The sequence below is a fragment of the Peribacillus sp. Aquil_B1 genome (assembly GCF_022603275.1).
Classification (GTDB): domain Bacteria; phylum Bacillota; class Bacilli; order Bacillales; family DSM-1321; genus Peribacillus.
Genome location: NZ_JAKXEE010000001.1, coordinates 484,244 through 508,426, shown reverse-complemented (window position 1 = coordinate 508,426; position 24,183 = coordinate 484,244). Strand labels below are relative to the sequence as shown.

25 protein-coding genes are annotated in these 24,183 nt (G+C 41.8%); 9 read left to right on the top strand and 16 right to left on the bottom strand.

Going from position 1 to position 24,183, the window contains the following annotated elements; translation table 11 throughout:
* Positions 1-323: 323 nt before the first annotated feature.
* Complete coding sequence (guaC, locus tag MPH60_RS02540; RefSeq protein WP_241589051.1) at positions 324-1,307, top strand: GMP reductase; 984 nt, start codon at positions 324-326, stop codon at positions 1,305-1,307.
* Between the two features lie 48 nt (positions 1,308-1,355).
* Here guaC and MPH60_RS02535 read toward each other — a convergent pair whose 3' ends face one another.
* Entirely contained in the window at positions 1,356-1,697 is a 342-nt protein-coding gene (locus tag MPH60_RS02535; protein ID WP_241589052.1) for a zinc ribbon domain-containing protein YjdM, read from the bottom strand.
* Positions 1,698-1,853: 156 nt separating this feature from the next.
* Between MPH60_RS02535 and MPH60_RS02530 the strand changes: the two genes are divergently transcribed.
* The 4 genes from MPH60_RS02530 to MPH60_RS02515 all read left to right on the top strand — a co-directional run bounded on the left by MPH60_RS02530 (position 1,854) and on the right by MPH60_RS02515 (position 6,342).
* Positions 1,854-2,543 (top strand): response regulator transcription factor, encoded by a 690-nt coding sequence (locus tag MPH60_RS02530; RefSeq protein WP_054400643.1) that lies wholly within the window; start codon positions 1,854-1,856, stop codon positions 2,541-2,543.
* Positions 2,540-3,544 carry a sensor histidine kinase gene (locus tag MPH60_RS02525; RefSeq protein WP_241589053.1) on the top strand — a complete coding sequence of 335 codons (1,005 nt, stop codon included), beginning with the start codon at positions 2,540-2,542 and terminating at the stop codon, positions 3,542-3,544. Before MPH60_RS02530 ends, MPH60_RS02525 begins: the two co-directional genes overlap by 4 nt.
* Before the next feature lie 100 nt (positions 3,545-3,644).
* Positions 3,645-4,406, top strand: a complete 762-nt coding sequence (locus MPH60_RS02520) for an ABC transporter ATP-binding protein (RefSeq protein WP_241589054.1) — start codon at positions 3,645-3,647, stop codon at positions 4,404-4,406.
* The gene (locus MPH60_RS02515) at positions 4,396-6,342 is read left to right on the top strand and encodes an FtsX-like permease family protein (RefSeq protein ID WP_241589055.1); all 1,947 of its coding nucleotides are present in this window, start codon (positions 4,396-4,398) and stop codon (positions 6,340-6,342) included. The genes MPH60_RS02520 and MPH60_RS02515 overlap by 11 nt, the downstream gene beginning before the upstream one ends.
* Positions 6,343-6,402: 60 nt before the next feature.
* Here MPH60_RS02515 and MPH60_RS02510 read toward each other — a convergent pair whose 3' ends face one another.
* From MPH60_RS02510 to MPH60_RS02485, 6 genes are all read right to left on the bottom strand, one after another.
* Entirely contained in the window at positions 6,403-7,467 is a 1,065-nt protein-coding gene (locus MPH60_RS02510) for an NAD(P)/FAD-dependent oxidoreductase (protein ID WP_241589056.1), read from the bottom strand.
* A gap of 227 nt (positions 7,468-7,694) precedes the next feature.
* Positions 7,695-8,510, bottom strand: coding sequence for a phosphonoacetaldehyde hydrolase (phnX, locus tag MPH60_RS02505; protein WP_241589057.1), 816 nt, complete (start codon positions 8,508-8,510; stop codon positions 7,695-7,697).
* Positions 8,507-9,601 carry a 2-aminoethylphosphonate--pyruvate transaminase gene (gene phnW / locus MPH60_RS02500; protein WP_241589058.1) on the bottom strand — a complete coding sequence of 365 codons (1,095 nt, stop codon included), beginning with the start codon at positions 9,599-9,601 and terminating at the stop codon, positions 8,507-8,509. The genes phnX and phnW overlap by 4 nt, the downstream gene beginning before the upstream one ends.
* Before the next feature lie 25 nt (positions 9,602-9,626).
* A complete protein-coding gene (locus MPH60_RS02495; protein WP_241589059.1) occupies positions 9,627-10,619 on the bottom strand; it encodes an extracellular solute-binding protein in 993 nt (330 codons plus the stop codon).
* 13 nt (positions 10,620-10,632) lie between these two features.
* Positions 10,633-12,249 (bottom strand): ABC transporter permease subunit, encoded by a 1,617-nt coding sequence (locus MPH60_RS02490; RefSeq protein WP_241589060.1) that lies wholly within the window; start codon positions 12,247-12,249, stop codon positions 10,633-10,635.
* Positions 12,242-12,994: an ABC transporter ATP-binding protein gene (locus MPH60_RS02485; RefSeq protein WP_241589061.1), complete on the bottom strand. Its 753-nt coding sequence runs from the start codon at positions 12,992-12,994 to the stop codon at positions 12,242-12,244. The genes MPH60_RS02490 and MPH60_RS02485 overlap by 8 nt, the downstream gene beginning before the upstream one ends.
* Positions 12,995-13,222: 228 nt before the next feature.
* On the opposite strand from MPH60_RS02485, the gene MPH60_RS02480 reads away from it, so the two are divergent.
* Positions 13,223-13,981: a DeoR/GlpR family DNA-binding transcription regulator gene (locus MPH60_RS02480; RefSeq protein WP_241589399.1), complete on the top strand. Its 759-nt coding sequence runs from the start codon at positions 13,223-13,225 to the stop codon at positions 13,979-13,981.
* Positions 13,982-14,362: 381 nt separating this feature from the next.
* Here MPH60_RS02480 and MPH60_RS02475 read toward each other — a convergent pair whose 3' ends face one another.
* The gene (locus tag MPH60_RS02475; protein WP_101223034.1) at positions 14,363-14,713 is read right to left on the bottom strand and encodes a hypothetical protein; all 351 of its coding nucleotides are present in this window, start codon (positions 14,711-14,713) and stop codon (positions 14,363-14,365) included.
* 526 nt (positions 14,714-15,239) lie between these two features.
* Here MPH60_RS02475 and MPH60_RS02470 point away from each other — a divergent pair.
* Positions 15,240-15,461 carry a DeoR family transcriptional regulator gene (locus MPH60_RS02470; RefSeq protein WP_034309346.1) on the top strand — a complete coding sequence of 74 codons (222 nt, stop codon included), beginning with the start codon at positions 15,240-15,242 and terminating at the stop codon, positions 15,459-15,461.
* Between the two features lie 85 nt (positions 15,462-15,546).
* On the opposite strand, the gene MPH60_RS02465 is transcribed toward MPH60_RS02470, so the two are convergent.
* Positions 15,547-16,269 (bottom strand): pseudouridine synthase, encoded by a 723-nt coding sequence (locus MPH60_RS02465; protein WP_076364518.1) that lies wholly within the window; start codon positions 16,267-16,269, stop codon positions 15,547-15,549.
* 124 nt (positions 16,270-16,393) lie between these two features.
* Positions 16,394-17,995: a putative polysaccharide biosynthesis protein gene (locus tag MPH60_RS02460; RefSeq protein ID WP_241589062.1), complete on the bottom strand. Its 1,602-nt coding sequence runs from the start codon at positions 17,993-17,995 to the stop codon at positions 16,394-16,396.
* 205 nt (positions 17,996-18,200) lie between these two features.
* On the opposite strand from MPH60_RS02460, the gene MPH60_RS02455 reads away from it, so the two are divergent.
* Positions 18,201-19,466, top strand: a complete 1,266-nt coding sequence (locus MPH60_RS02455) for an NAD(P)/FAD-dependent oxidoreductase (protein WP_241589063.1) — start codon at positions 18,201-18,203, stop codon at positions 19,464-19,466.
* Positions 19,467-19,633: 167 nt separating this feature from the next.
* On the opposite strand, the gene MPH60_RS02450 is transcribed toward MPH60_RS02455, so the two are convergent.
* The 3 genes from MPH60_RS02450 to MPH60_RS02440 all read right to left on the bottom strand — a co-directional run bounded on the left by MPH60_RS02450 (position 19,634) and on the right by MPH60_RS02440 (position 20,924).
* Positions 19,634-19,966, bottom strand: coding sequence for an MGMT family protein (locus MPH60_RS02450; protein WP_405389214.1), 333 nt, complete (start codon positions 19,964-19,966; stop codon positions 19,634-19,636).
* Between the two features lies 1 nt (position 19,967).
* Positions 19,968-20,528, bottom strand: a complete 561-nt coding sequence (locus MPH60_RS02445; protein WP_241589064.1) for an MEDS domain-containing protein — start codon at positions 20,526-20,528, stop codon at positions 19,968-19,970.
* A 225-nt stretch (positions 20,529-20,753) separates the two neighbouring features.
* Positions 20,754-20,924, bottom strand: coding sequence for a hypothetical protein (locus MPH60_RS02440; protein ID WP_170971649.1), 171 nt, complete (start codon positions 20,922-20,924; stop codon positions 20,754-20,756).
* Positions 20,925-21,072: 148 nt separating this feature from the next.
* Between MPH60_RS02440 and MPH60_RS02435 the strand changes: the two genes are divergently transcribed.
* Positions 21,073-22,002 carry an SDR family oxidoreductase gene (locus MPH60_RS02435; RefSeq protein ID WP_241589065.1) on the top strand — a complete coding sequence of 310 codons (930 nt, stop codon included), beginning with the start codon at positions 21,073-21,075 and terminating at the stop codon, positions 22,000-22,002.
* Between the two features lie 124 nt (positions 22,003-22,126).
* Here the strand turns inward: MPH60_RS02435 and MPH60_RS02430 are convergent, their stop codons facing one another.
* The 3 genes from MPH60_RS02430 to MPH60_RS02420 form a co-directional block, all read right to left on the bottom strand.
* The gene (locus MPH60_RS02430) at positions 22,127-22,312 is read right to left on the bottom strand and encodes a sporulation protein Cse60 (protein WP_048682016.1); all 186 of its coding nucleotides are present in this window, start codon (positions 22,310-22,312) and stop codon (positions 22,127-22,129) included.
* A 64-nt stretch (positions 22,313-22,376) separates the two neighbouring features.
* Positions 22,377-23,459 (bottom strand): tartrate dehydrogenase, encoded by a 1,083-nt coding sequence (locus MPH60_RS02425; RefSeq protein ID WP_241589066.1) that lies wholly within the window; start codon positions 23,457-23,459, stop codon positions 22,377-22,379.
* 268 nt (positions 23,460-23,727) lie between these two features.
* Positions 23,728-24,039 carry a rhodanese-like domain-containing protein gene (locus tag MPH60_RS02420; protein ID WP_034309364.1) on the bottom strand — a complete coding sequence of 104 codons (312 nt, stop codon included), beginning with the start codon at positions 24,037-24,039 and terminating at the stop codon, positions 23,728-23,730.
* Positions 24,040-24,183 lie beyond the last annotated feature (144 nt).

Sequence of the window (24,183 nt, the reverse complement as noted above, 5' to 3'; positions counted from 1 at the left end):
CACAAAAAACTGTCGGCAAACAATTATTATCTAGTTTGTAGACAAAGGAAGTTCTATCTTTTAAAACAAAGTAGATTGGAACGGAAGGCGCGAGACTCCTGCGGGAAAAGCGAGTGCCTGAAGAGGAAATCAACGTTCCAAAGTATCATTTTCGTTGTCTATTTCGCTCCCTATCCTGTTACGGATTTCCCATCAAGTTGAAATAAAATCAAAATAAAACCAATAAAAATTTTGACTTACTGTCAAAAATGATGTACATTACCTAATGGGCGAACAATTTTTATATAAAAAGACAAAAATATTCGTATATAGAGGTGCATAACATGGAAAACGTGTTTGATTATGAAGATATTCAATTAATTCCTGCAAAATGTGTAGTAAATAGCCGTTCTGAGTGTGATACATCCGTTACTTTGGGTAAACATACATTCAAGTTACCTGTAGTACCTGCCAATATGCAAACAATCATTGATGAAAAGATTGCCATTTACTTGGCTGAAAACGGTTACTTTTATGTAATGCATCGTTTTGAGCCAGAAAAACGCCTGACTTTCATTAAAGACATGCATTCAAGAGAATTGATCGCTTCCATCAGTGTCGGCGTTAAAGACGAAGAATACGGATTCATCGAACAATTATCGAATGACAACATTGTGCCTGAATACATTACGATAGATATTGCACACGGACATTCCAATGCCGTGATTAAGATGATACAGCATATTAAAAAACATTTACCTGAAAGTTTTGTCATTGCAGGAAATGTAGGAACTCCTGAAGCGGTACGTGAATTGGAACATGCTGGTGCGGATGCTACAAAGGTGGGTATTGGACCAGGGAAAGTATGCATCACTAAAATCAAGACTGGATTTGGAACGGGTGGCTGGCAATTAGCTGCACTTCGCTGGTGTGCAAAAGCGGCAAGCAAGCCAATCATAGCTGACGGCGGCATTCGCACGAACGGTGATATTGCCAAATCAGTTAGATTTGGAGCTTCAATGGTCATGATCGGTTCACTATTTGCCGGACATGAAGAATCTCCAGGTCAAACGATCGAGAAAGATGGAAAGGCCTTTAAAGAATACTTCGGTTCAGCTTCTGAATTCCAAAAAGGTGAAAAGAAAAACGTTGAAGGCAAAAAGATGTTTGTCGAGCACAAAGGATCTTTGGAAGATACGTTGAAGGAAATGGAACAAGACCTTCAGTCATCCATTTCATATGCAGGTGGTACAAAGTTAGAGGCCATCAGGAATGTGGATTATGTAGTTGTTAAGAATTCCATCTTTAACGGCGACAAAGTTTATTAAGAAGTAATGTGAAAAAACGGTCTAATCAATGGATTAGGCCGTTTTTAATTATACCTTTTTAACAAATTGGGATTTTAATTTCATTGCACCAAAACCATCAATCTTACAATCAATATCATGATCACCATCAACTAGACGGATACTTTTGACTTTAGTGCCCATTTTTAAGACGGATGAGCTCCCTTTCACTTTAAGATCCTTGATTACCGTAACGGTATCACCATCGTTCAAGGCATTTCCATTAGCATCTTTGATAACCTTCTTTTGATCGCCATTTTCCGTTTCGGCTTCCACCGTCCACTCGTGGGCGCATTCCGGGCAAATAAAAAGACTGCCGTCTTCGTATGTATATTCTGAATCACATGCAGGGCAATTAGGCAAATCAGGCATAAATTCACTTCCTCCATTCATTATGCCAATTTTAATATAATAATGGTTTACACACAACCAGTAGTCTATTACCTCCCCTGTCCCTCCCTTGCTCTAGAACCTATAAAGGTTTTACTATATACTTTTAAGAAAAAGCTGGAAAGTGCGGTGAACCCATTGTTTAAACTTCTATTGATAGAAGATGATACGACGTTATTCAATGAAATTAAAGATAGATTGGCGCAATGGTCTTATGATATTTACGGAATCGGTGATTTTAGTAAAGTGGTTCAGGAATTCACGGACATAAAACCTGATTTGGTCATCATTGATATACAGTTGCCGAAGTTTGATGGATTTCATTGGTGCAGAATGATCAGGGCCCATTCAAATGTTCCCATCATCTTTTTATCATCACGTGATCATCCTACCGATATGGTGATGTCCATGCAGCTTGGAGCAGATGATTTTATCCAGAAGCCTTTTCATTTCGATGTACTCATCGCGAAGATACAGGCCACCCTTCGCCGTGTCTATAATTACAATACGGAAAAGATCGAATTGAAAACCTGGTGCGGCGCCACCGTGGATTACGAGAAGAACACGGTATCGGCCGAGACGGGCACAATCGAATTGACGAAAAATGAAATTTTCATCTTGAAAAAGCTCATTGAACAGAAAAACAAGATTGTAAGCCGCGAAGAGTTGATCAACAGCTTATGGGATGACAAGCGTTTCATAAGCGATAACACCCTTACAGTGAATGTGAACCGTTTACGAAAGAGGTTGGATGAATTGGGTTTAGGGCATTTTATCGAAACGAAGGTCGGACAGGGCTATATCGCCGTAGAAGAGGCAAATGCATGATTGGAAAATATCTCGTGGAAAGGTTCAGCTGGATTACATTTTACATACTTCTTCATCTATTCATTATCTTTGTCGCTTATCTGGATTCGGCGATTCCGTTAAAACCAATACTGTATATTGTTTTTTTGTCGTTGCTCATATTCAGTATGTTTTTGATATTCCGCTATAAAAAAGAAACGTTTTTTTATAAAAGTTTAGAAATGAGGGAAGACAACCTGGATATTACGAATATAGCCGAACCGGAAAGCCCTTTCGAAAAAATCATAGAAAACAGCATCATTAATCAAACTGAAATATTGAAGCAATCCGCAGCAATTGGCCGAATGACTTTAGAGCAGGAGAAGGATGAATTATTATCTTGGATTCATGAAGTGAAGACACCGTTGACGGCGATGCATTTAATGATCGACCGCTTGGATGATGAATTGCTGAAATCGCATTTGACTTATGAGTGGCTGCGCATTCACCTTCTTCTTGATCAGCAGCTCCATCAAAGACGCATGCCTTTCATCGAAAATGATTTGTATATAGAGAAAACTGATTTGGAAACAATAATCTTTGATGAGATTAAAACGCTGCGATCATGGTGCATTCAAAAAGGGATCGGCTTCGACATACAATTGGATGTAACCGAAGTGCTTACTGATGCCAAATGGCTGGCCTTTATCATGAGGCAGCTCTTGACCAACTCCATTAAATACAGTGAAAACTCAGATATCATGATATTTAGCCATGTGCAAGCGGGACAAACGGTTCTTGAAGTGCAGGATTCTGGACGGGGCATTGACCCAAAGGATTTATCCCGCATATTTGAAAAAGGATTTACATCCACGACAAATCATCGTGACACTGCGGCAACTGGCATGGGTTTATATTTAACAAAGAATGCAGCCGAGTCCCTATTCATCTCCATTGATGTTAAATCAGAGCTTGGAACCGGGACGTCCGTTACCTTGACCTTCCCAAAAAGAAATGATTTCGTGAATATCACAAGCATGTGACAAAAGTGTCACATGCTTTTATTCTTTGTTCGTCCAAACGAAGGAAAAGAAATACATGGCCTTTTATAATGAGGATATAGAAAAAAAGGAGTGTATCCAAATGAATATATTAGAAGCGAAAAAAATCCATAAAAGCTATGGTAATAAATTCAATAAACAAGAAGTATTAAAGGGTCTCGATATAAGCATACAAGAAGGTGAATTCGTAAGTATCATGGGTGCGTCCGGTTCAGGAAAAACGACTTTGCTGAATGTCCTTTCCTCGATTGATAAAATCAGCAACGGTACCATTACGATCGATGGAAAAGAGATTTCGGGGATGAAAGAAAAGAATTTGGCCGAATTCCGTAAGAACCATCTGGGCTTCATCTTCCAGGAATATAACTTATTGGACACACTGACTGTCAAAGAAAATATCCTTTTGCCCTTATCCATTACAAAAACGCCCGCTAATGAAGCGGCACAAAAGTTTGATAGCGTGGCGAAGGAACTGGGCATATATGAAGTGATGGATAAATACCCAAATGAAATTTCCGGCGGTCAAAAACAGCGTACTTCTGCAGCACGGGCTTTCATCCATGATCCAAGCATCATATTTGCGGATGAACCGACTGGGGCGCTTGATTCAAAATCAGCTTCCGATTTACTGAACAAACTGGGCGAAATGAATCGGAAGCACAAAGCGACCATCATCATGGTAACCCATGATCCCGTGGCCGCCAGTTATTGCAGCCGAGTCATTTTCATTAAAGATGGACAAATCTATACCCAATTGAATAAGGGTGAAGAATCCAGACAAACCTTCTTCAAGGACATCATGAAAACACAAGGTGTATTGGGAGGGGTTCAAAATGAGCATTAATCAACTCATCTTGCGAAATCTGAAGAAGAATCTGAAGAACTATTATCTATATGTGTTTGCCCTGGTCTTCAGCGCTTCCCTTTACTTTGCTTTTGTCACCTTGCAATATGACCCATCGCTTGATGAAGCGGAGGGTACGGTGAAAGGGGCCGCCTCCATCAAGGCTGCATCGATTCTGCTTGTTGCGATTGTTTCCATATTCCTTTTATATGCCAATAGCATTTTCATAAAAAGACGCAGTAAAGAAATTGGTTTATTCCAATTGATAGGCATGACGAAGAACAGGATATTCCGTATCCTGAGTGTGGAAAACCTGATCCTGTATTTCTGTTCCGTATTCCTGGGAATCTTTGTAGGGTTTGCCGCTTCAAAATTGATCATCATGATACTATTTAAAATAATGGGTGTCGAGGCAATTGCGACTCTTACATTTTCTTTTCAACCGCTAGTGCAAACCGTGCTCGTTTTTAGTGCCATCTATCTTTTAATCATGTTGATGAATTATGCCTTCATTAAAAGGCAAACCATTCTATCTTTATTTAGAGTGACTTCAATGACGGAAGGAAAAGTGAAAAAGGTTTCGATGTTCGAAATGATCATCGGGATATTCGGAATCATCCTGATCATTGCTGGCTATGTCGTTTCATCCAAATTATTCGATGGAGCTTTCACACAGATGACCGAGCTTTTTATGGCCATGATCTTCATTCTGGCAACCGTCATCATCGGTACCTACCTATTCTATAAAGGATCCGTAAGCTTCATCTTTAATATCATCCGTAAAAAGAAAAATGGCTATTTGAACATCAATGAAGTATTGTCCCTTTCATCCATCATGTTCCGGATGAAATCGAATGCGATATTATTGACGATCATAACGACCGTTTCCGCTTTGGCAATCGGTTTATTATCATTAAGCTATATCTCCTACTACTCAGCGGAGAAAATGGCACAAAGCAGTATCCCTACCGATTTTTCGATGACGGATAAGGGAGATGCGGATACATTCAAAAAAGCTTTATCAGACAGTAAAATTGATTATGACGAAAAGGTCATAGATGTCATTCAAGTGGATGTCAACGTAAAGGAAATAATGGAAACGAGCCTCGAAGGAGTGAACTTCGATTCGGACATCATGACCGTTCCCGTCATCAGTGATGAATCCGTTAAAGAAATCAACCTTACTGACGATGAGACCCTTTTCAGCGGATACAGTAATATGATGGAGAAGGTCATATCCTTGAAGGATTCCGGAAAGATTGAACTGAAGGGCAAAAATGAAGTGATTCCGCAAACATATATGGGTTTGAATGATGATACGTTCCTGTCCTATTACTTCACGAGTGGCGGACTGCCCGTTGCCATTGTAGACCAAACGATATTCGACCGTTTGAAAAAGGATGTCGACCCGAAAATCCAAAAAGTATCATCCGTTAATATCGGCATTGATGTGAAGGATGAAGCTGAACTTGAAAAAGCGAATGATCTATTCAGTAAAATGAATTTTAAAGAAGAACATGTAAATGATTCCCAATTAGAAAATTTCACCAACCAGAAGAAGAATATGGGTCTTATGATGTTCATAGTCGGCTTCTTGGGATTAACCTTCCTCATCACATCCGGCTGCATCCTTTATTTCAAGCAAATGGATGAAAGTGAAGGGGAAAAATCCAATTATACGATTTTAAGAAAACTGGGATTCACGCGTGGTGACTTACTAAGGGGAATCCAAGCAAAACAAGTTTTCAATTTCGGCATTCCTTTAGTCGTCGGGCTGCTTCACAGTTATTTTGCAGTCCAATCAGGATGGTTCTTTTTCGGGACCGAAGTTTGGACACCGATGATCATCGTCATGGCATTATATACGGCATTGTATTCGATCTTCGGAATCCTATCCGTTTTTCATTACAAAAAGGTCATTAAAGAATCTCTATAATTTCGAAGATACTAAAAGCTCCAGGGCCAATGAGGCCCTGGAGCTTTATTCCGTTTCCCTTTAAAGTACTCCAGCCGGTTTCATCATTTCCTTGATCAATTCCCTGTTGCGCTTTTTAAAGATTTCATTATGGGAAGAAACCATCCCCACTCCGTGAGCGTCAGGCTGGATATATTGCTTTGCCTTGTTTACGGCATTTGCAGCATCTTGAAAAGTACCTGCTATCAGGTTCAATTTACCTTCATGCTTTAAGATATCACCAGCAGCGTATATTCCATCCATCGAGGATTCACTTGCAGAAGTACCTTCAATATAATAATTGTCGGCAATGGCAATGTCCACTTTACTATTTCGAAGCAGCGATGTATCACGCTCATAACCATGATTGATGATGACCTCATCGATCGGTAAGTAAGAAACCTCTCCCGTTGCGTGATTCGTCAGTTCAACATGTTCAATTGATTCATGATCAGCGCAAGCGATCAATTTTGTAATCGTCGTATTCAAGAAACAGACAGCAGAGCTTTCCATCAATTGCCTTGCTTGTGATTCATGTCCTGCTAAACTATCTTTCCTGTATGTCAGATACACCTTTTTGGCGATGGGCTCCAATTCATTTGCCCAGTCTATTGCAGAATTCCCGCCGCCTGAAATGATCACCGTCTTATCCTTGAAACGATTGAAAGACTTGACAGTATAGTTTAAATTGGAGACTTCAAACCTTTCTGCCCCGTCTATTTCCAACTTTTGCGGATTCAGGATTCCGCCGCCAACCGCGACAATGATCGTCTTGGAAAAATGCATTTGACCTGAAGCCGTATGTAAAACGAAGATACCTTCTTCATTGCGTGTGATTGATTCCACTTTTTCATTCAAGATGACTGTTGGATTGAATGTTAAACCTTGCTCCACTAACTGCTCAATTAATTTTTCCCCAGTAGTGGGTGTCAGCCCTCCAACATCCCAAATCATCTTCTCTGGATAGACATGGATTTTCCCGCCTAGCCGTGGCTGGTATTCAATCAGTTTAACTTTCATTTCTCTAAGTCCGCTATAAAAAGTGGAGTAAAGGCCTGCTGGCCCTCCTCCAATAACCGTTACATCAAATAATTCCTGCTGTTCCATTAACGTCCACTCCCCGGTAATCAAATGTGATTGATTATCATTCTCATTTAATGGTACACTCTTTTTTCATATATTACAATAAGCAGTCGAGTTAAATTTCAAAAATATCATCATTCTGCACGTTTGTATGAGATTGAAAATAAGCCATGTAATGATGTTCAGGCAAGCGAAAAAAAAGTGCAGCTATCCTTCATCTCATTTAAGGATGAAAGATACTGCACTGAATATTAGCTTGAACGAGGTCTTTTCCCTTCTGCTATAAGAAGGTTGATGCGATCTATGAGTTCAGGTAGTTCCTCCATCGTTTTGATGGTGAAGTCGGCTCCGTTTTGCATAAAGGTCTCTGCTGTTTTAGAGATGAGGTTTTGTTTATCTCGTTCTGGTAAACTTGTATACTCATCCAAACTCAATCCCATTTCGGAGCTTCCGACAATGATTCCGACCGACCATACTCCAGCGTTCACTGCCTCTTGCATATCGGAAGTGGTATCGCCTACCTTCACTACCTTCCATGATGCCGCTAGTTTCAATTCTTCCATATTCCGATAGATCATGTAAGGATAAGGCCTGCCAATCGAATGGGTTGCATCAGGGGTTACATGGAAATCCGGCCCATACCCTTTTTTCAAAGCATTGGCTACGACGACCTCCATCATTGAATCCGTATATCCCGTTGTCGACCCAATCTTCAGGCCGCGATTCCTTAATGCTTCCACCGTCTCGATAACCCCTGAAATGGGATCTGTATAATCCGCCAATGACATCATCAGCGCCGGTTCGAATTCAGCATATAGTTTTTCAACGTCTTCCTCATTGAATGGTCTTCCGTATTGTTCTTCCCATAACGATGATATCCTTGGCATGGTCAGCATCGCACGAATATGGTCGATTTTCAGCATGCCCATCGGTGCTCTGGCTTCCTCCATCGTCACATCAAGTCCAGCATTCTTAAAAATATCCACAAAAACATTCACTGGTGCAAAACATCCAAAATCCACAGCTGTTCCTGCCCAATCCAAAATGATTCCCTCTACCTTATTCATACTGTCACCACTTTCATATATTTTTCTACGATCCTGCCAAGTTCCTCGATATCTTCTTCATGGATTTCGCCAATATTGCCGATCCGGAATGTATCTATGTCAGTCAGCTTTCCGGGGTAAATAACATAGCCCCTCTCTTTGATGAAATTGTAGAAGTCCTCAAAATCAAAGGTTTCAGTTGGAAAAAGGAATGTTGTAATGATGGGCGATTGTTTATCAGGTGAGATATATGCATGAATGCCCAATTTCCCCATCAGCTCTCTCAGCCTATCATTATTATTTTTATAGCGGGCGAATCTGGCTGGAATGCCGCCTTCTTCCGTTAATTCTCCCAATGCTTTAGCAAACGCTGCCACTACATGCGTCGGAGATGTGAAACGCCATTTCCCATCCTTGTCCATCTCTTTCCACTGATCATATAAATCCAGGGACAAACTGCGGGCATTGCCTTCACAAACCAACAATTTCTCAAGCTTTGCAATGACAAAACCAAAACCGGGGATCCCTTGAATGCATTTATTCGCACTGCTGATCAAATAATCGATTCCAAGTTCATGCACATTCATCTCCACTCCGCCAAAGCTGCTCATCGCATCAATGATCAAGATTTTCCCTTGTTCCTTTGATATCTTCGAAACCATTTCTATCGGATTTAAAATCCCTGTCGTCGTTTCACAATGAACCATCGCTATATGTGTGATGTCACGGTCTTCCAGTAAAAGCTTCCGGATTTCAGTCTCCTTTGGAAATTCATTGTATTCAACGCCATATTCCACATGATTCAGTCCGATGCACTCCGCCATTTTCACAATCCGTTTTCCATATGCGCCATTCGTAATGATCAGCACTTTATCGGATATTGAAAGTGCAGTCGTCAGCACTGATTCTACAACAAACGAGCCGCTTCCCTGCATAAGTACAGCCGTATATTCTCCGTTTGCAGCATATGCCAATTCAAGAAGCTGGGATCTGATTTTTTGCGTGATTTCTTTATAATCATTTTCCCACGTACAGCGGTCAACAAGCATTTCCTGTTTCACCGTACTTGTTGTGGTCAGCGGTCCAGGCGTTAATAGTTTATAAGTATTCATTTTCCTTCACTCCTCACTGTATTCATCATTGTGCTGATTTAAAGAACTCTTGATGCTGTTTTAATAATTCGACCGTTAGGGGCTGCTTGTATTTCTTAGGGTGGGCCGGTTTGTTCTTTTCCGTTACCTTTTCCCCTTCATAAAGTGCGACCGGGTAATGTTTCAGCAATTCTTCTCTAGCATCTTTACTGATTGTTTCTGCCATTTTCATTGCTAAACTTGTTTTAGCTTCATTATCTTTATTCACGACAGCCACAGATTCCGTGTAGGAGAAATTCCCCTCAACCGGATCGACGAACTTGATCGGTAAGCCTGACTCTTTAGCCATCACAGCTTGGTAGCGTAAACCAAAACCGGCAGCCACTTCCCCTGCTTGCACTTTATTGATTGGGCCTGAACCTGAGCTCTCAAGATGCGGACCGCTATTTGCTATTAAGTCATGGAGAACCTTTTTCCCCTCTGCGTCACCGTATTGGCTGATTATTGCTTGAACTAACAGCCATCCTGTTGAAGAGTCCAGGATATTAGGAATTGAAACGAACCCTTTATATTCCGGCTTTGTCAAATCCTTAATCGAGGTAGGCATCGGCAGGCCTTTTTGTTTAAGCACTTCCGTATTGACAAAAACGGAACCGGTATTTGCCAAAATCGGCGTATAATAGGCTGGATTTTTTTCCAAGGCGTTGGTACTGAATGAAAGGTCCTGGAACATGGAGTGCTGATCTTGTGCGCTTTCGATGAAATAAGAACTCATCGTCACGACATCTGCCTCGATTTCTGCGCCTTCTGCCAGCAGTTTCCCGCCTAACTCTGATGTGCCTAATGATTGAAGGACATATTTCCCTTCGTATCCGGCATCTTTCAGGGAAGTCTCCATTGCTGCAGTGGCTTCTTCATCGCCATTCGTATAAATGACCACCTTATCCTCATCCGCTTTGCCGCTATTACGGCCCACCAATACAAATACCAAACTTAAAGCAACTAAAGAAAGTAAGGCTATCTTGATCGTTTTAGACATAATATCCCCCTCATTAATGTTTGAATTGTCTTTTTTGATAATGATCACAAAGCAGCTTCACGACTAGATTTGTAAAAAAGATAAGTAAAGACAGGATGAATATTTCATTGAATTTGGCAAAATGCTGAAGCTCTTTAATTTTACTGGCCACTAATGTGGTTTGGGCCGTGACCAAAAAGATGATTCCGCTGATCGTCACCATACTATTGATGAAATAGTAGCTGAACATCTCGATTACCGTAGATGCCGAGTTAGGCAGGATGACACGATAAATTGTCCTGATCCAGCTATCCCCCAATAAATTCCCGGTGGTTTCCCAACCAGGGTTCATTTTGGATAAAGAGTTCTTCGCCATTAAATAGGGTGTTGTAAAGAAGTGGACCATGTTACATAGAATGATGATGGCAAAGGTCCCCTTCCAGCTGCTGCCGTTGAACAGAAGCAAATACGATAAGCCCAACACCATTCCCGGTACTGTATTCGTCAGCATCGAAATGATATCCATTGACGATTTTCCCTTAAGGGGCGTCCGGACATTCAAGACCGCCGAGCTAAAGGCAATGAACGTTCCCAGTACGGCCGTCATCAAGGCAACGAATAAGGAGTTTTTATAGACTTCCGTTAAATCGCTCGATTGGAATATGTCGATAAAGTGCTTTAAGGTGAACGAGAGATTGTAAGGGAAACTAGTTAAAAATGGTGCAATGAACATGACTGCAAATACAGAAAACATCCCTATTAAGACCAACAGCGAGATACCCCCAAAACATATATCCCTCCCTTTGTGCTGTGTCAATTCGATATCGCTGAACTTGTCATAATGGAAATTAAGTTTTTCGAGATAGTTTAATAGAAAAACACTGAATACTACCGGAATGAGCATGAGAATGGCAATCACTGCACCACTATTGAAATCAGGGATTGAACCTAACATGACTTGATACAGTTGCGTCGCAACAACGGAGTAGGTTCCGCCGACTGAAGCCGGTATCCCAAAATCGGTAAAGCTCAAGATGAAGGAAAGTACAAAAGCTCCACCTAAAGTTCCCGCCAATGGCCGTATAATCGTATTCATGAAACTTCTTATCGTTCCGTCACCCATTAATTTTGAAACGATGATGAACTTTTTATCCATGTACTTGAAAGAATTATTAATGAGCAGAAAAGCTGATGGCAATGTATAAATCACATAACCTATCAATAATCCATTAAATCCGTATATATCGAATAGATTCCTTCCAAAAATCTTCGTTATGATTCCTTGGTTACCGAAAGAGTAGATGATCGCAAACCCGAATGTGATTGTGGGCAGCAGCATCGGAATTAGGATCCCTGTTTTGATTACACTTTTTAACGGCCTATATAATCGGGTGCAATGGATGGAATAGGCCAGGAAAAAGGCTAAAACGGTCGTAATGACGGCTGTGAGACCTGAGATTTTCACGCTGTTTCCAAATGACTCCATCAGCTCTGCATTTGAAAGGACCGTTAGATAATTCGAAAGATTGATTCCATCAGCCGTTTCAAAAGAGCGGACGAACAATGTGCCTAGCGGCAAGAAAAGAAAAGCGGCAAATAGCAGTAAGATAGGTATATAAATGACTCTCATTGCCGGTTTTACATCAGGCATACTTTTCACCGAATAAGTTATAAATATTTTCTCTCTTGATCTCCAGTTGCTTAAGAATGAATTGCTTAACAAAATCATTGGCTGGCTGATTGATGATCTCTTGTGGTGATCCAAATTGAGAAATGTTCCCTTGATTAATGATCAAAATTTTATCGGACATCGTCAAAGCCTCTTCCGGGTCATGTGTCACTATGATTGTCGTCAGCTTATATTCCCGGGCAATGGATTTGATGCGTTCCTTTATCGATTCCTTGATCACACCATCCAAAGCACTCAATGGCTCATCAAGTAATAGGATCTTCGGTTTCATTACAAGAGTCCTTGCGATCGAAACCCTTTGTTTCTGACCCCCGGATAATTCGCTGATCCTTTTTTTCAAATGCGGTGTTAATTCCAGGAAATCGATGTATTCCTGAAGCTCTTCCTTGGAAACGGATCCCTTCCTGTTCCTCAATCCATAAACGATATTTTCATAGGCATTTAAATGAGGGAAAAGAGCATAATCCTGGAAAACGATATTAAATCCCCGGTCTTTCATGGGCACGTTACTCAAATCGGTATCATTGAAAATGATTTTTCCGTGATTGATACCCGTCAAGCCCAAAATTATATGTAATAAAGTAGTTTTGCCGCTTCCACTTGGTCCTAATAGTGAAACGATCTCCCCCGTTTTAATTTCAAGATTTATATGATCCAAAACTGATTTCCCATCGAATTGCTTGCTAATATTTTGTAATTTTAGCAAACCGTTCACCTCCTTTAATACACCCTTAGTATAAAAGCCGTTTGTAAAACGAATTTGAGATTTTTGTAAATACTCTGTAAATGTTGAACACTTTGTTACTAACTTTATACTAACTTTTGACCAATTAGTGATATTTTTATCATCTACTTGTTGAATATACTTGCGCTACACAGTACACTTAAAATGAATATCAGGAAGATAGATATGAAGAATAGGCGGGTGAAACTTATGCTTCCTCTTGAAAGGCAAAAGAAAATCATCGAGTTATTAACGATTAGAAAAGTTATGAAGATTGCCGAGCTTACTGAAGAAATGCAAGTTTCCATCGAAACCATCAGAAGGGATATAAACCTTCTTACAAGGCAAGGAAAAATAGAAAAGATCTATGGCGGCGTTAAGCTGGTTCAATCGAAGTTTGGAGAATCGACGATAGATGAACGGATGTTCAGTCAATTAGAAGAAAAGGAATCCATCGCCCAAAAATGCAGTGAGTATATCGACGATGGTGATTGCATTTATATCGATAGTGGTTCAACAACCTATCAAATCGCTAAATATATAAAACAGAAAAAGAAACTGACCGTGATAACCAGTTCGATTCCCGTTGTAAATGAGCTCATTCATAGCGATATCGAGATATTGATCATTGGGGGAAAAGTCAGGCGAAATGAACAATCCATCGTTGCATTTGACTACTTATTCAACTTTAGTGAATTGAATATTTCAAAAGCATTCATTTGCGCGAGTGGCATAACCGTTGAAAAAGGCATATCCGACTATAATTTAGAAGAAGCGAACACACGAAAAAAAATCATAGATTTATCCCAAGAAGTCTATGTTGCCGCTGACAGCACAAAGTTCGGGAAGGACGTGACCATCGGGATATCGTCACTGGATAAAATTGATTACATCATAACCGACGATCAATTACATAAAGAATTCATCTCTTCGTTTAAAGAGACCGACACACATTTGATTCTTTCTTAAAAGCAAGAAAAAAACGGGAACTATACTGTCGTATAGTTCCCGTTTTTCAGTTTGTAGACAAAAGGGGGTCGGCGAATGCCCAATGCATTTGGGACGAAGAACGTCCTAACAAATGACGGGGAAATCCATAATAAATGATGTTCAAGGACCAATTGGCCCAAAGCTTCACCTTCATCACAACGTTGATTTCCTCTCCAGGCACTCGCTTTCCGCGGTCGGTCCGGGAGCCTCCTCGGCGCTTTGCGCCTGTGGGGTCTCCCCTGGACTCGCATTTCACACAGGAGTCTCGCCCCTTCCGTTCCAATCAACTGGTGCTCGATTCCCGATTAACGTTTCCGCACAAATAAAAAAATGCCCTTTCATACCGAGGGCATTTTCATTTTAATTTACAAATAGATATAACTTCCTATGATATTCCTCAAATGCCTGCTGGTCCTTTTCCGTGTAGTCCATCCACTTCACTTTCTTGCATCTTTCCTCTAATCTCTCATTCAGTTCATCTTCTATTTCATTCATGAAACGAATGATTTCCCCATAAGGCATATTGAAATGACGGGCTGCGAGCCTGGGCGGAGAATGCTTTACCAGCAATCTCATGAATTGATCGACCGTGTCTGCCTTTGATGCAAGATAATCTTCTTCGTTCACGATGAATTCATACACTTGTTTTTTGACGCCAGAAAGTCTGGTTACTTCGTCGCGCAATAAAAACTCCATTAATCGTTCGTTCATATGGCTCTACCTCGAATTGGTTTATATTTAAATCCTTTTAGATATGTATGAAAAGTCTATACTGCCCGATACCTCATTATGACATCGTAACCGCAACCCTACAAGCAATTCCTGTATCAATACACAAAGCGTAATTGTTACGATTTACCATCCATTTTAAGTAAAATAACATGTATATGCCTTAAATGTCAATGTTCGTGTTGTGTGCATAGTAAGCATCCTGTAATGGCAAAATATGATCATGAACAAATGGAACAGCTCTTTATTAATTTTTCTATAGGTATGGAGAATAATTTTGTTAAAATTTGATATAATAAATGTAATATTTAGTCAATTAGTATCTTTTCCTAGAATTTGCTTTTGCAAAGGGGTAGAATGAAGCTAATGACATCTTATTTTTTCTAAATGTTTCCGAGGAGTTATAGGGTGGGTATAGCAAGTACATAGTGACAGCTGAAATGCTGTCCGACATATCGGTTGTTTTCATTTGTTCAAAATAACAATGAAAAGAATAAGGAGTGATTTTTTGAAACCTTCAACAAATCGCATGTTAACCCGTATTAAATCCGTTTATATGTTCATTAGTAATAACGGTACGGTTTCTACTCAAGAGCTTGTAGAAGAATTTGGCATCACTCCTCGAACTGTGCAGCGCGATTTAAATGTCTTAGCATACAATGACCTTGTTCAAAGCCCAAGCCGAGGCCTTTGGACGACAACAAGTAAAAAGGTGAAGATGTCATCGTAAAAAGAACGACCACCCGAACAAGATCGATATGTAAAATACTTTGAGGCGGACAATATTGTCCGCCTCATTTTTTAGTGTCCAGCTATCATTCAGCCGGTTGGCCTGCCTTTAACTGTTCAAGCTCCTCCGCCGTCAACTCACGGTATTCACCAAGCTCAAGTTCCTCATCAAGCTGTAAACTCCCCATGGAAAGCCGCTTTAGGTAGACGACTCGCTTGCCAACGGCCTCAAACATCCGCTTCACCTGATGGAACTTTCCTTCCATGATCGTTAGCTCGATATCCGATGTCAAACCTGATTTTAAAATGTTCAATTCACCTGGTTTTGTTTCGTATCCATCATCCAAGGTCACGCCGTTGCGGAATGCCTCGATATCCCGTTCCGTCACTTCGCCATCAATGACCGCAAAATATGTTTTAGGGACATGTTTCTTTGGAGAAAGCAGTTGGTGGGCGAGCTTTCCGTCATTCGTGATCAGTAATAAACCTTCTGTGTCCTTATCAAGACGGCCTACAGGAAATGGCTCGAATACCGAATCTTCCGGCTCCAAGATGTCGATGACCGTTTCTTGGTAGTTGTCTTCCGTTGCCGACAATACGCCTGGCGGTTTATTCATCATTAAATAGATGAATTCCCTGTATTCAACCCGTTCACCATGAACCGTAACGATTTCCGTATCAGGGTCCACTTGTTCCTTCGGGTCCTTAAGCAGCCTGTCATTGACCTTGACGGCGCCGGATTTCAGGAGCTTTTTCACTTCTTTTCTGCTGCCATAACCAATATTGGATAAAATCTTATCTATTCTCATCGTTTCCTCCTACAGCCTTTTTCAAGAAAAAGCCTTGCCCTCTTTAATGACAGGCAAGGCCAATATATTTTAATCTGGGGATTCACCATTCAATACCCTTTATTTTACACATCAAACTTCCAGCTTATAATCCTAATTTAGATTTTAACCGATCGATCCGGGTACCGAACAAACGATGGGCAAGTTTGCTTTTTAAGGAAAGCGCCGCATAAATGAGCGCTCCAAAAATTGCACAAACGGCCACGATCAAAATCGCCTGGAAGCGCCCTTCCGTTGTAAGCCATAGCGATAATAAACTGTTCATGCCCCATGCAGCCAGTCCCATGATCATTGAAAAAACAGTGATCAAAACAGACCTTCTGATGGTAAGGCTGTAACGATATCCAGTAAAGTAGGTAATGACATACAAATTCAGCAGCACAGCAGCCAAGTAGCCAAATGCCGTGGCATAAACGGATCCTTCCGTTTCAAACAGCTTGATCATCGGGATATTCAAGCTAAGTTTGATTAAAAAGCCTACAAGCAGGCTGAGCACCGTATATTTTTGCTGATTGATGCCTTGCAAAATGGCTGCCGAAACGGAAAAAAGCGCAAATAAGATGGAAACGGGCGCATATGCCTTCAGGACACTGATTCCAAGTGGATCATGGCTGTAAAAGGCACTATAGATTGGATCGGCTAGCACCGACATGCCAACGACCGCTGGAATCGTAATGAACAGCAAAATTTGGAAGGCCTGGTTCAGCTGGCGGTTTAACTCTTCCGAATCCTCGCTTACATATGCCTTCGTCACCGAGGGAAGAAGTGCCATTGAAAATCCGGTTGCAAGCGTCATCGGAATCAAGACAAGCTTTTGGGCATATACATTCAACACCCCAAGTGCATCTTCTGCGACGTGCTGCAAACCGATTGAAGACATCGCCTTATTGAAAGACAATAAGTCCGCAAACTGAAACAATGGCATCGCGATTCCGACAAATATGAAAGGAATCGACGAAAGAAATATTTCTTTATAGATCTCCTTCAGGGAAATTTCCATCGTCCCCCGGTCTTTCTTCATCAAGCTGTCCAAATGGGGTTTTTGTTTTTTCCAATACCAAAATAACACAACTAAACCGCCGACAGCCCCGACCGTCGCCGCGAAGGTAGCCACTTGGATGGCTCTCACTAACTCTCCATCCAGGACATTCAAAACAACATACACACCAGCCAAAAGAAATACGATGCGGACAATTTGTTCGATAACCTGAGATATGGCCGTTGGTTCCATCGCTTCATGACCTTGAAAGAAGCCGCGGATGATGCTCATGAACGGTACAAAAATCAAGGCGAAGCTGACTGCCCGTATGATCTCCGTGACATCACTGACATCTTCCTGCCTGACCCCAAAGACTCCAGTAAACAGCGGAGCCATCGTATAGAGAATCAAAAAAGCGAGAAAACCGGTGATTACCATTAATTTCAGGCTCGATTTAAATAACTTCTCACCGACTGCGTATTCCTCAAGAGCATTATACTTCGAAATGAATTTAGAAACAGCAAGCGGCATGCCTGCCGTTGCAAAGCTAATGAAAATGGTATATGGAACGTACCCATATTGATAGAGGGTAGCCCCTTTATTCCCAACCATATGTTCAAATGGGATGACGTAAAATAAACCAAGTATCTTGGAAATGATCGCTCCCAGCGTTAATATAAAAGCCCCTTTTAAAAACTTAGATGACATCTAATCCCTTCCTGCCTCTGTCAGTTACGTTTCACACGCTCTTTATCTTATCATATTAAAGTATTTTTTCTATAGAAAACTACACTCAAGTTTATCGTTTTCGATGAGAATACACAAACAAATAATTCCTTTTCTTCTACATTCGCAATCTGACGGGCTCTTGCTATATAATGAAGGGACTGAAAATGATAAAGTGGTGATCAATTTGAAATATGATGTAGTGGTAATTGGCGGCGGTCCTTCCGGATTGATGGCAGCAATTGCAGCCGGTGAAAAAGGTGCCCATGTCTTGTTAGTGGATAAAGGCGAGAAGCTTGGAAGGAAACTTGCAATCTCGGGCGGCGGTCGCTGCAACGTGACGAACAGGCTCTCAATCGATGAAATCATTCAGCATATCCCTGGAAACGGGCGATTTCTATACAGTGCTTTCTCAGAGTTCAATAATGAAGACATTATTCAATTCTTTGAAAAATTGGGCGTCGCCCTTAAAGAAGAGGACCATGGCCGGATGTTCCCTGTCAACGATAAAGCGCAAAGTGTCGTGGATGCCCTTCTGACGCGCTTGTCTAGTTTAAAAGTAACGATCTATAAGAACTCTCCAGTAGCGGAAGTTCTCTATGAACATGGAAAAACAAGCGGTGTCCGGTTAAAAGATGGCCAGACCATTGACACGGAAGCCGTCGTGATTGCAGTCGGCGGGAAATCGGTTCCCCACACCGGTTCAACGGGAGACGGCTACGCATGGGCTAAAAAGGCGGGACATACGATTACCGAGCTGTTCCCAACTGAAGTTCCCGTACTTAGCCATGAAACATTCATTAAAGATCGAACACTCCAAGGTCTCGCACTTCGCGATGTTTCATTGAGTGTCCTTAACCCAAAGGGCAAGGCCCTGATCACACACCGAATGGATATGCTCTTCACCCATTTTGGCGTCTCCGGTCCAGCTGTTCTAAGATGCAGCCAATTCGTCGTGAAAGCGATGAAAAAATGGAACCTGTCGGAAGTGACAATGAAACTCGATGCCCTGCCGGACCGAAACAAGGAAGAGGTCTTTCAAGACATCATGAAGGAAATCAAGGCCGAACCGAAAAAAGCCATTAAAAACACCTTAAAAGGCTTAGTTCCTGAACGATACCTTCACTTCCTGCTTGAGCGAAGCGGCATCGACCTTCAAGAACAAGGAGCGACGATATCAAATGAAAAAATCCGCCGCTTTGCAGAATTATGCAAGGACTTCCAATTCGGAGTGCACGGCACACAGCCGCTGGAAAAAGCCTTCGTCACGGGCGGCGGCGTATCCGTCAAAGAAATACATCCAAAGGAAATGGCATCCAAACTAATGGACGGACTGTATTTCTGCGGTGAAATTCTGGATATACACGGATACACAGGTGGCTATAATATCACATCGGCATTAGTAACCGGAAGACTTGCCGGAATGAATGCTGCCATGTATGCCCGTTCATAATTCAAAGAGGCTAATCCGCTTGGATCAGCCTCTTTTACATGCGTTTTCGCAAGCCTACACACATTCCGTGTTTGTTAGCTTTGATTCCGGTGTAGGTGCTGTTATCTGGGCCTGCACCGTGCTTTTTTCGTCCGCAGCCGCGAACCCTCTATTATCCGGCGTTCATTTTAAAACATTTCTGGATGATGGCGAAATGCTTCGAGGTCAATGGTATCCCGTTTCGTGAATGTGACGCCTTCACTCTCGAGCATCGCCTTCTGATGTTCGGCGGCTCCCTCCGCTTTTATGCCAATTTCGCCTTTGGCATTGATTACCCGGTGCCAAGGAAGGTCATGTTTTTTGCTGCTTGAATGAAGGATCCTTACGACCTGCCTTGCACCGCGCGGGCTTCCGGCGAGCTGTCCAATTTGACCATATGTCATCACTTTACCGGAAGGGATTTGTTGTATGATATTAATTACCCGTTCAGTAAAACTTTCCAAATAACTCGCCCCTTCCATTCTATCCGTTTGCTAAAATCGTGATTTTTTCATCGGTTACCAGGACCCCATGATGCTTGACCAAGTTTGTTTTAAGCTCGGCAGGCACTCTGCAGTCATCGTACGCACAAACAGAAATCAATCCTCGTTCCTTGATCAGTTTGTTGATTCCCTTTTCATATTCGCCTATCGCTAAGCTGGCTTGATCGTCATGGCCCCATTCAACATGGCCCCAAGTCCGCACGTGCTGATTGCGTTCAGTGTATGTATCGATATTTTCCAAAAAATAATTAACCATCGTCGAAGGATGGAAGTCTCCATGAAAACAATAAAAATCAAAATTATTCATAAGATGCACTTGCTCCAATTGCTCCTCGTTTAAATGAAGCTGCAATTTCTTGTACACGAGAGGAAAGATACGGTCATTTTCGACGACCAGAATATGGTCTCCCTGTTTAACACCCTCAATGATGAATGTTGCCTCATTTTCAATGTAGGTTTCCAATTCATTAAAACAGTATAAGATATGTCCACCATCCGATTGCTGTAGATTTTTTATTAGTTGTTTTATATTGTTATCCAAAATGGATCTCCCCTTTAAATACACCAGTCCGCTCTATGTATTATGTATAACTTTACTCATTATCTCCGTGTTTGTAAAATTCATAGATAAATATAATCAGTTTTTCTTAATGACGCCTGTCATGATCGGGAATTGAGGCTGCTTTTAGTCCACTCACCGAAAGACCAAGGCAGCCCATTTCAGCAAACTCCTATCCTCTTGCATTTTCCCTTAGTATGTTCACCCTTAAATCACGGGATAATACGGCACATAGCGCGGGTTATAATAATATGGCGGTCTCGGTCCTATAAGCGGCAATTCAAAGGTATTGGGGTTGGAATCATATAACAACTCCACTTTTTCATCCGATTGATCGACCAATAACAATTTCACTTCTTCGCTATAATAATATGGCATATTAAGGCCTCCATAAACTATTTTTCTACACTTTAGCATATTCGAGCTGTACGGCAACGAGCCCGTACCCATACATGTTCTTCATGCACGGCATATACGTGATCGTCATAGAGTAATCCGACTAAATTCTTTTTTAGGAGGACTCCTCATGGCAGAAGATAAAAAAAAGAAATCATCATGTGAAGGCTATCCCATGCAGCCAAATTATGGAAGGATCACTCGTTATCAAGACGTCCCCATCACGGTTCCGGAGCAACGGCAATTTCGCCAGCCTGGTGTAGAAAAATTAATGGTGCCCCGGCCCATCATCGAAAATCCCAATTATAAGGGCAGTGGAAAATTAACTGGTCGTGTCGCATTGATAACTGGCGGAGATAGTGGAATTGGCGCTGCGGCTGCCATCGCTTTTGCTAAAGAAGGCGCAGATGTTTCCATCGCTTATCTGGATGAACATGAGGATGCCAATCGGACTAAAACGAGAATTGAAGAGCTTGGGCAACGTTGCTTACTGCTGCCTGGTGACTTAAGGGATAAACAGCAATGTATCAAGATCGTGGAAGACACCATCGAAACATTTGGAAAGCTCAATATTCTTTGTAACCACGTGGGTATTCAATTTCAGCAATTAAGCTTGCTTGATATTACGGATGAGCAATTCGATGATACCTTTAAAGTGAATATCTATTCCCACTTCTACACGACCCGTGCTGCCCTTCCCCATTTAAAAGCTGGGTCCTCCATCATTAATACCTCTTCTGTCGTGACGTTTAATGGGAATAAGCAATTAATTGATTACACGGCGACTAAAGGGGCCAACATTGGTTTTACCCGTGCCTTGGCAAACAGTCTTGTCGATCAAGGCATCCGGGTGAACGCGGTTGCGCCCGGAAGGTTTTGGACACCCCTCATCCCGGCAAGTTTCTCGGCAGACGAAGTGACACAAGTCGATAACCCGATGGAGCGTCAAGGCCAGCCATTTGAACTGGCTCCCACCTTTGTCTATCTCGCTTCTGATGACTCCCGTTTTGTGACAGGACAAACACTTCATGTCAACGGCGGGGAAGCGACATCGTCCTAATTTCCACATCGTATAGGCCTCCTTCCCAGGAAGTCAAATACCTGATTTCCATAAAAAAAAAGACTACCTATTGCCTGCCAGCAAGCAATAGGTAGTCTAATGTTGATTATAGACCAGCCGGCCTTTATTTTTTTTTATAGATGATCATCGCGCTAAAACAGTAGATCTGTTCCTCTTCCTCTTCACCTGTAGTGGCCACATTGTATTTGATATCGACGATTTGATTATCACGAATGTCTTCAAGGAAAAAGTTCATTTCATCCTCAAGATCCTTTTCATGCTCATAATCAAATAATTTGACTTGTATCATCGGCTCTCCCCGCCCTTTTACTATAATGATAGTTATTGTGCAGGATGCCCATTTTTCAAAAATATTATACTTGATTTGTTTGTAAAGCGGATATTAATGCAACCACTTCATCCCCGACTTCTTCTGTAGAAGCCGTCCCGCCCATATCAGGGGTGAGCGCCTTTTTATCGACCATCACCTGTTCGATCACATCCAACACTTTAGCACCCCAAACCTCATGCCCGAAGAAATCGAGAATCTGACTGGCGGACCATATGGCCGCAAGTGGATTGGCGATGCCTTGATGTGCTATATCCGGGGCTGAACCATGGATCGGTTCGAACATCGAAGGATAAATCCGTTCCGGGTTCAAATTGGCACCGGCCGCCAGCCCCATCCCGCCTGCAATGGCAGCACCTAAATCGGTGATGATGTCACCAAACAAATTGGAGGTGACAACGATTTGAAAGCGTTCGGGCTGCTTGACAAAATACATGCTCGCCGCATCGACCAGATAGGAATTCGTTTCTACATCCGGAAACTCTTGTCCAATTTCTTCAAAAACCTGATCCCAAAATACCATTGAATAATTCAATGCGTTCGCCTTGCTTATGCTCGTCAGCGTCCTGCCCGACTTACGTGCAAGTTCATAAGCATAACGGATGATCCTCTCGGTTCCCTTTCGTGAAAAGACCCCCGTCTGCAGGACGACTTCTTCCGGCTTGCCTTTAAAAAGCCAATCACCAGCACCGGAATATTCCCCTTCACTGTTTTCACGGATGACAACCATATCGATTTGGTCACATGTCACGTCTTTTAATGGACAGGGTGCACCTTGAAGCAATTTAACGGGTCGAACATTCACATATTGGTCAAATCCCTTTCTGATCTTCAGCAGAAGTTCACGTAAGGAAATATGGTCCGGGACACCAGGATAACCGACAGCCCCAAGATACACGGCGTCAAACTTCATCAGTTGTTCCAGTCCGTCGTCGGGCAGCATTTTGCCGTGCTCAAGGTAATATTCACAGCCCCATGGAAAATAGGTGAACTGGAAAGAAAAATCCCCGGCAATTGCCGCCACTTCTTTAAGGACCTTTACACCCTCATCAATCACCTCAGGGCCTATCCCGTCACCCGCAATGACCGCTATTTTATGAACATTCATTCTCCAACTCTCCTTTTTCTATATTTTCTGACTTCAGCACCCTAATTTTAGCATATAATTTATACATCCCCGTTAGAAGAGGTCCATACAGAAAAAAGAGACCTTTCATGATGAAAGGTCTCTTTTTTTTACTCCTTCAAATATGCGCGTCTTTCCGCATATTCACGGCATTGTGAACAAACCATGATCTTTTTTCTTTCTTCATTCAAATAAACCGTCACATTCCTGGATTTACGCTTACAAAAGTAACAGGTCTTTTTGAAGAACCTCACTTAACGATGACTTCGCCGTCCCATTCAAGCATTCCGCCAACCATGTTTGCCACTTTATATCCTTGTTCCTGAAGATAATGGCATACATTTTCACTGCGGCGTCCTGAACGGCAGATAAAAATATATTCTTTTTCTTTATCAAAATAGTCAAGGTTCGCCGGGATATCATTCATGCGAATATGTTTCGCGCCTTCGATCATTCCCTCTTGCACTTCTTCGTCTTCACGAACATCGACAAGTTCCATCGCTTCGCCTGCCTCAAGCTTCGCTTCGACTTCTTCAGTTGTAATGATTTTGATTTCTTCCATAATTAGCACCTCGAATTATCGTTTGATTTATCTTTTTCATTATAGCAAAATTTCCAGATAAACATCACGTAATGGATTTCCTGATGAAAATTTCCTCATGCTTATGTAAAAACGCCGGCGAATATAATATTCGCCGGCGTTTTC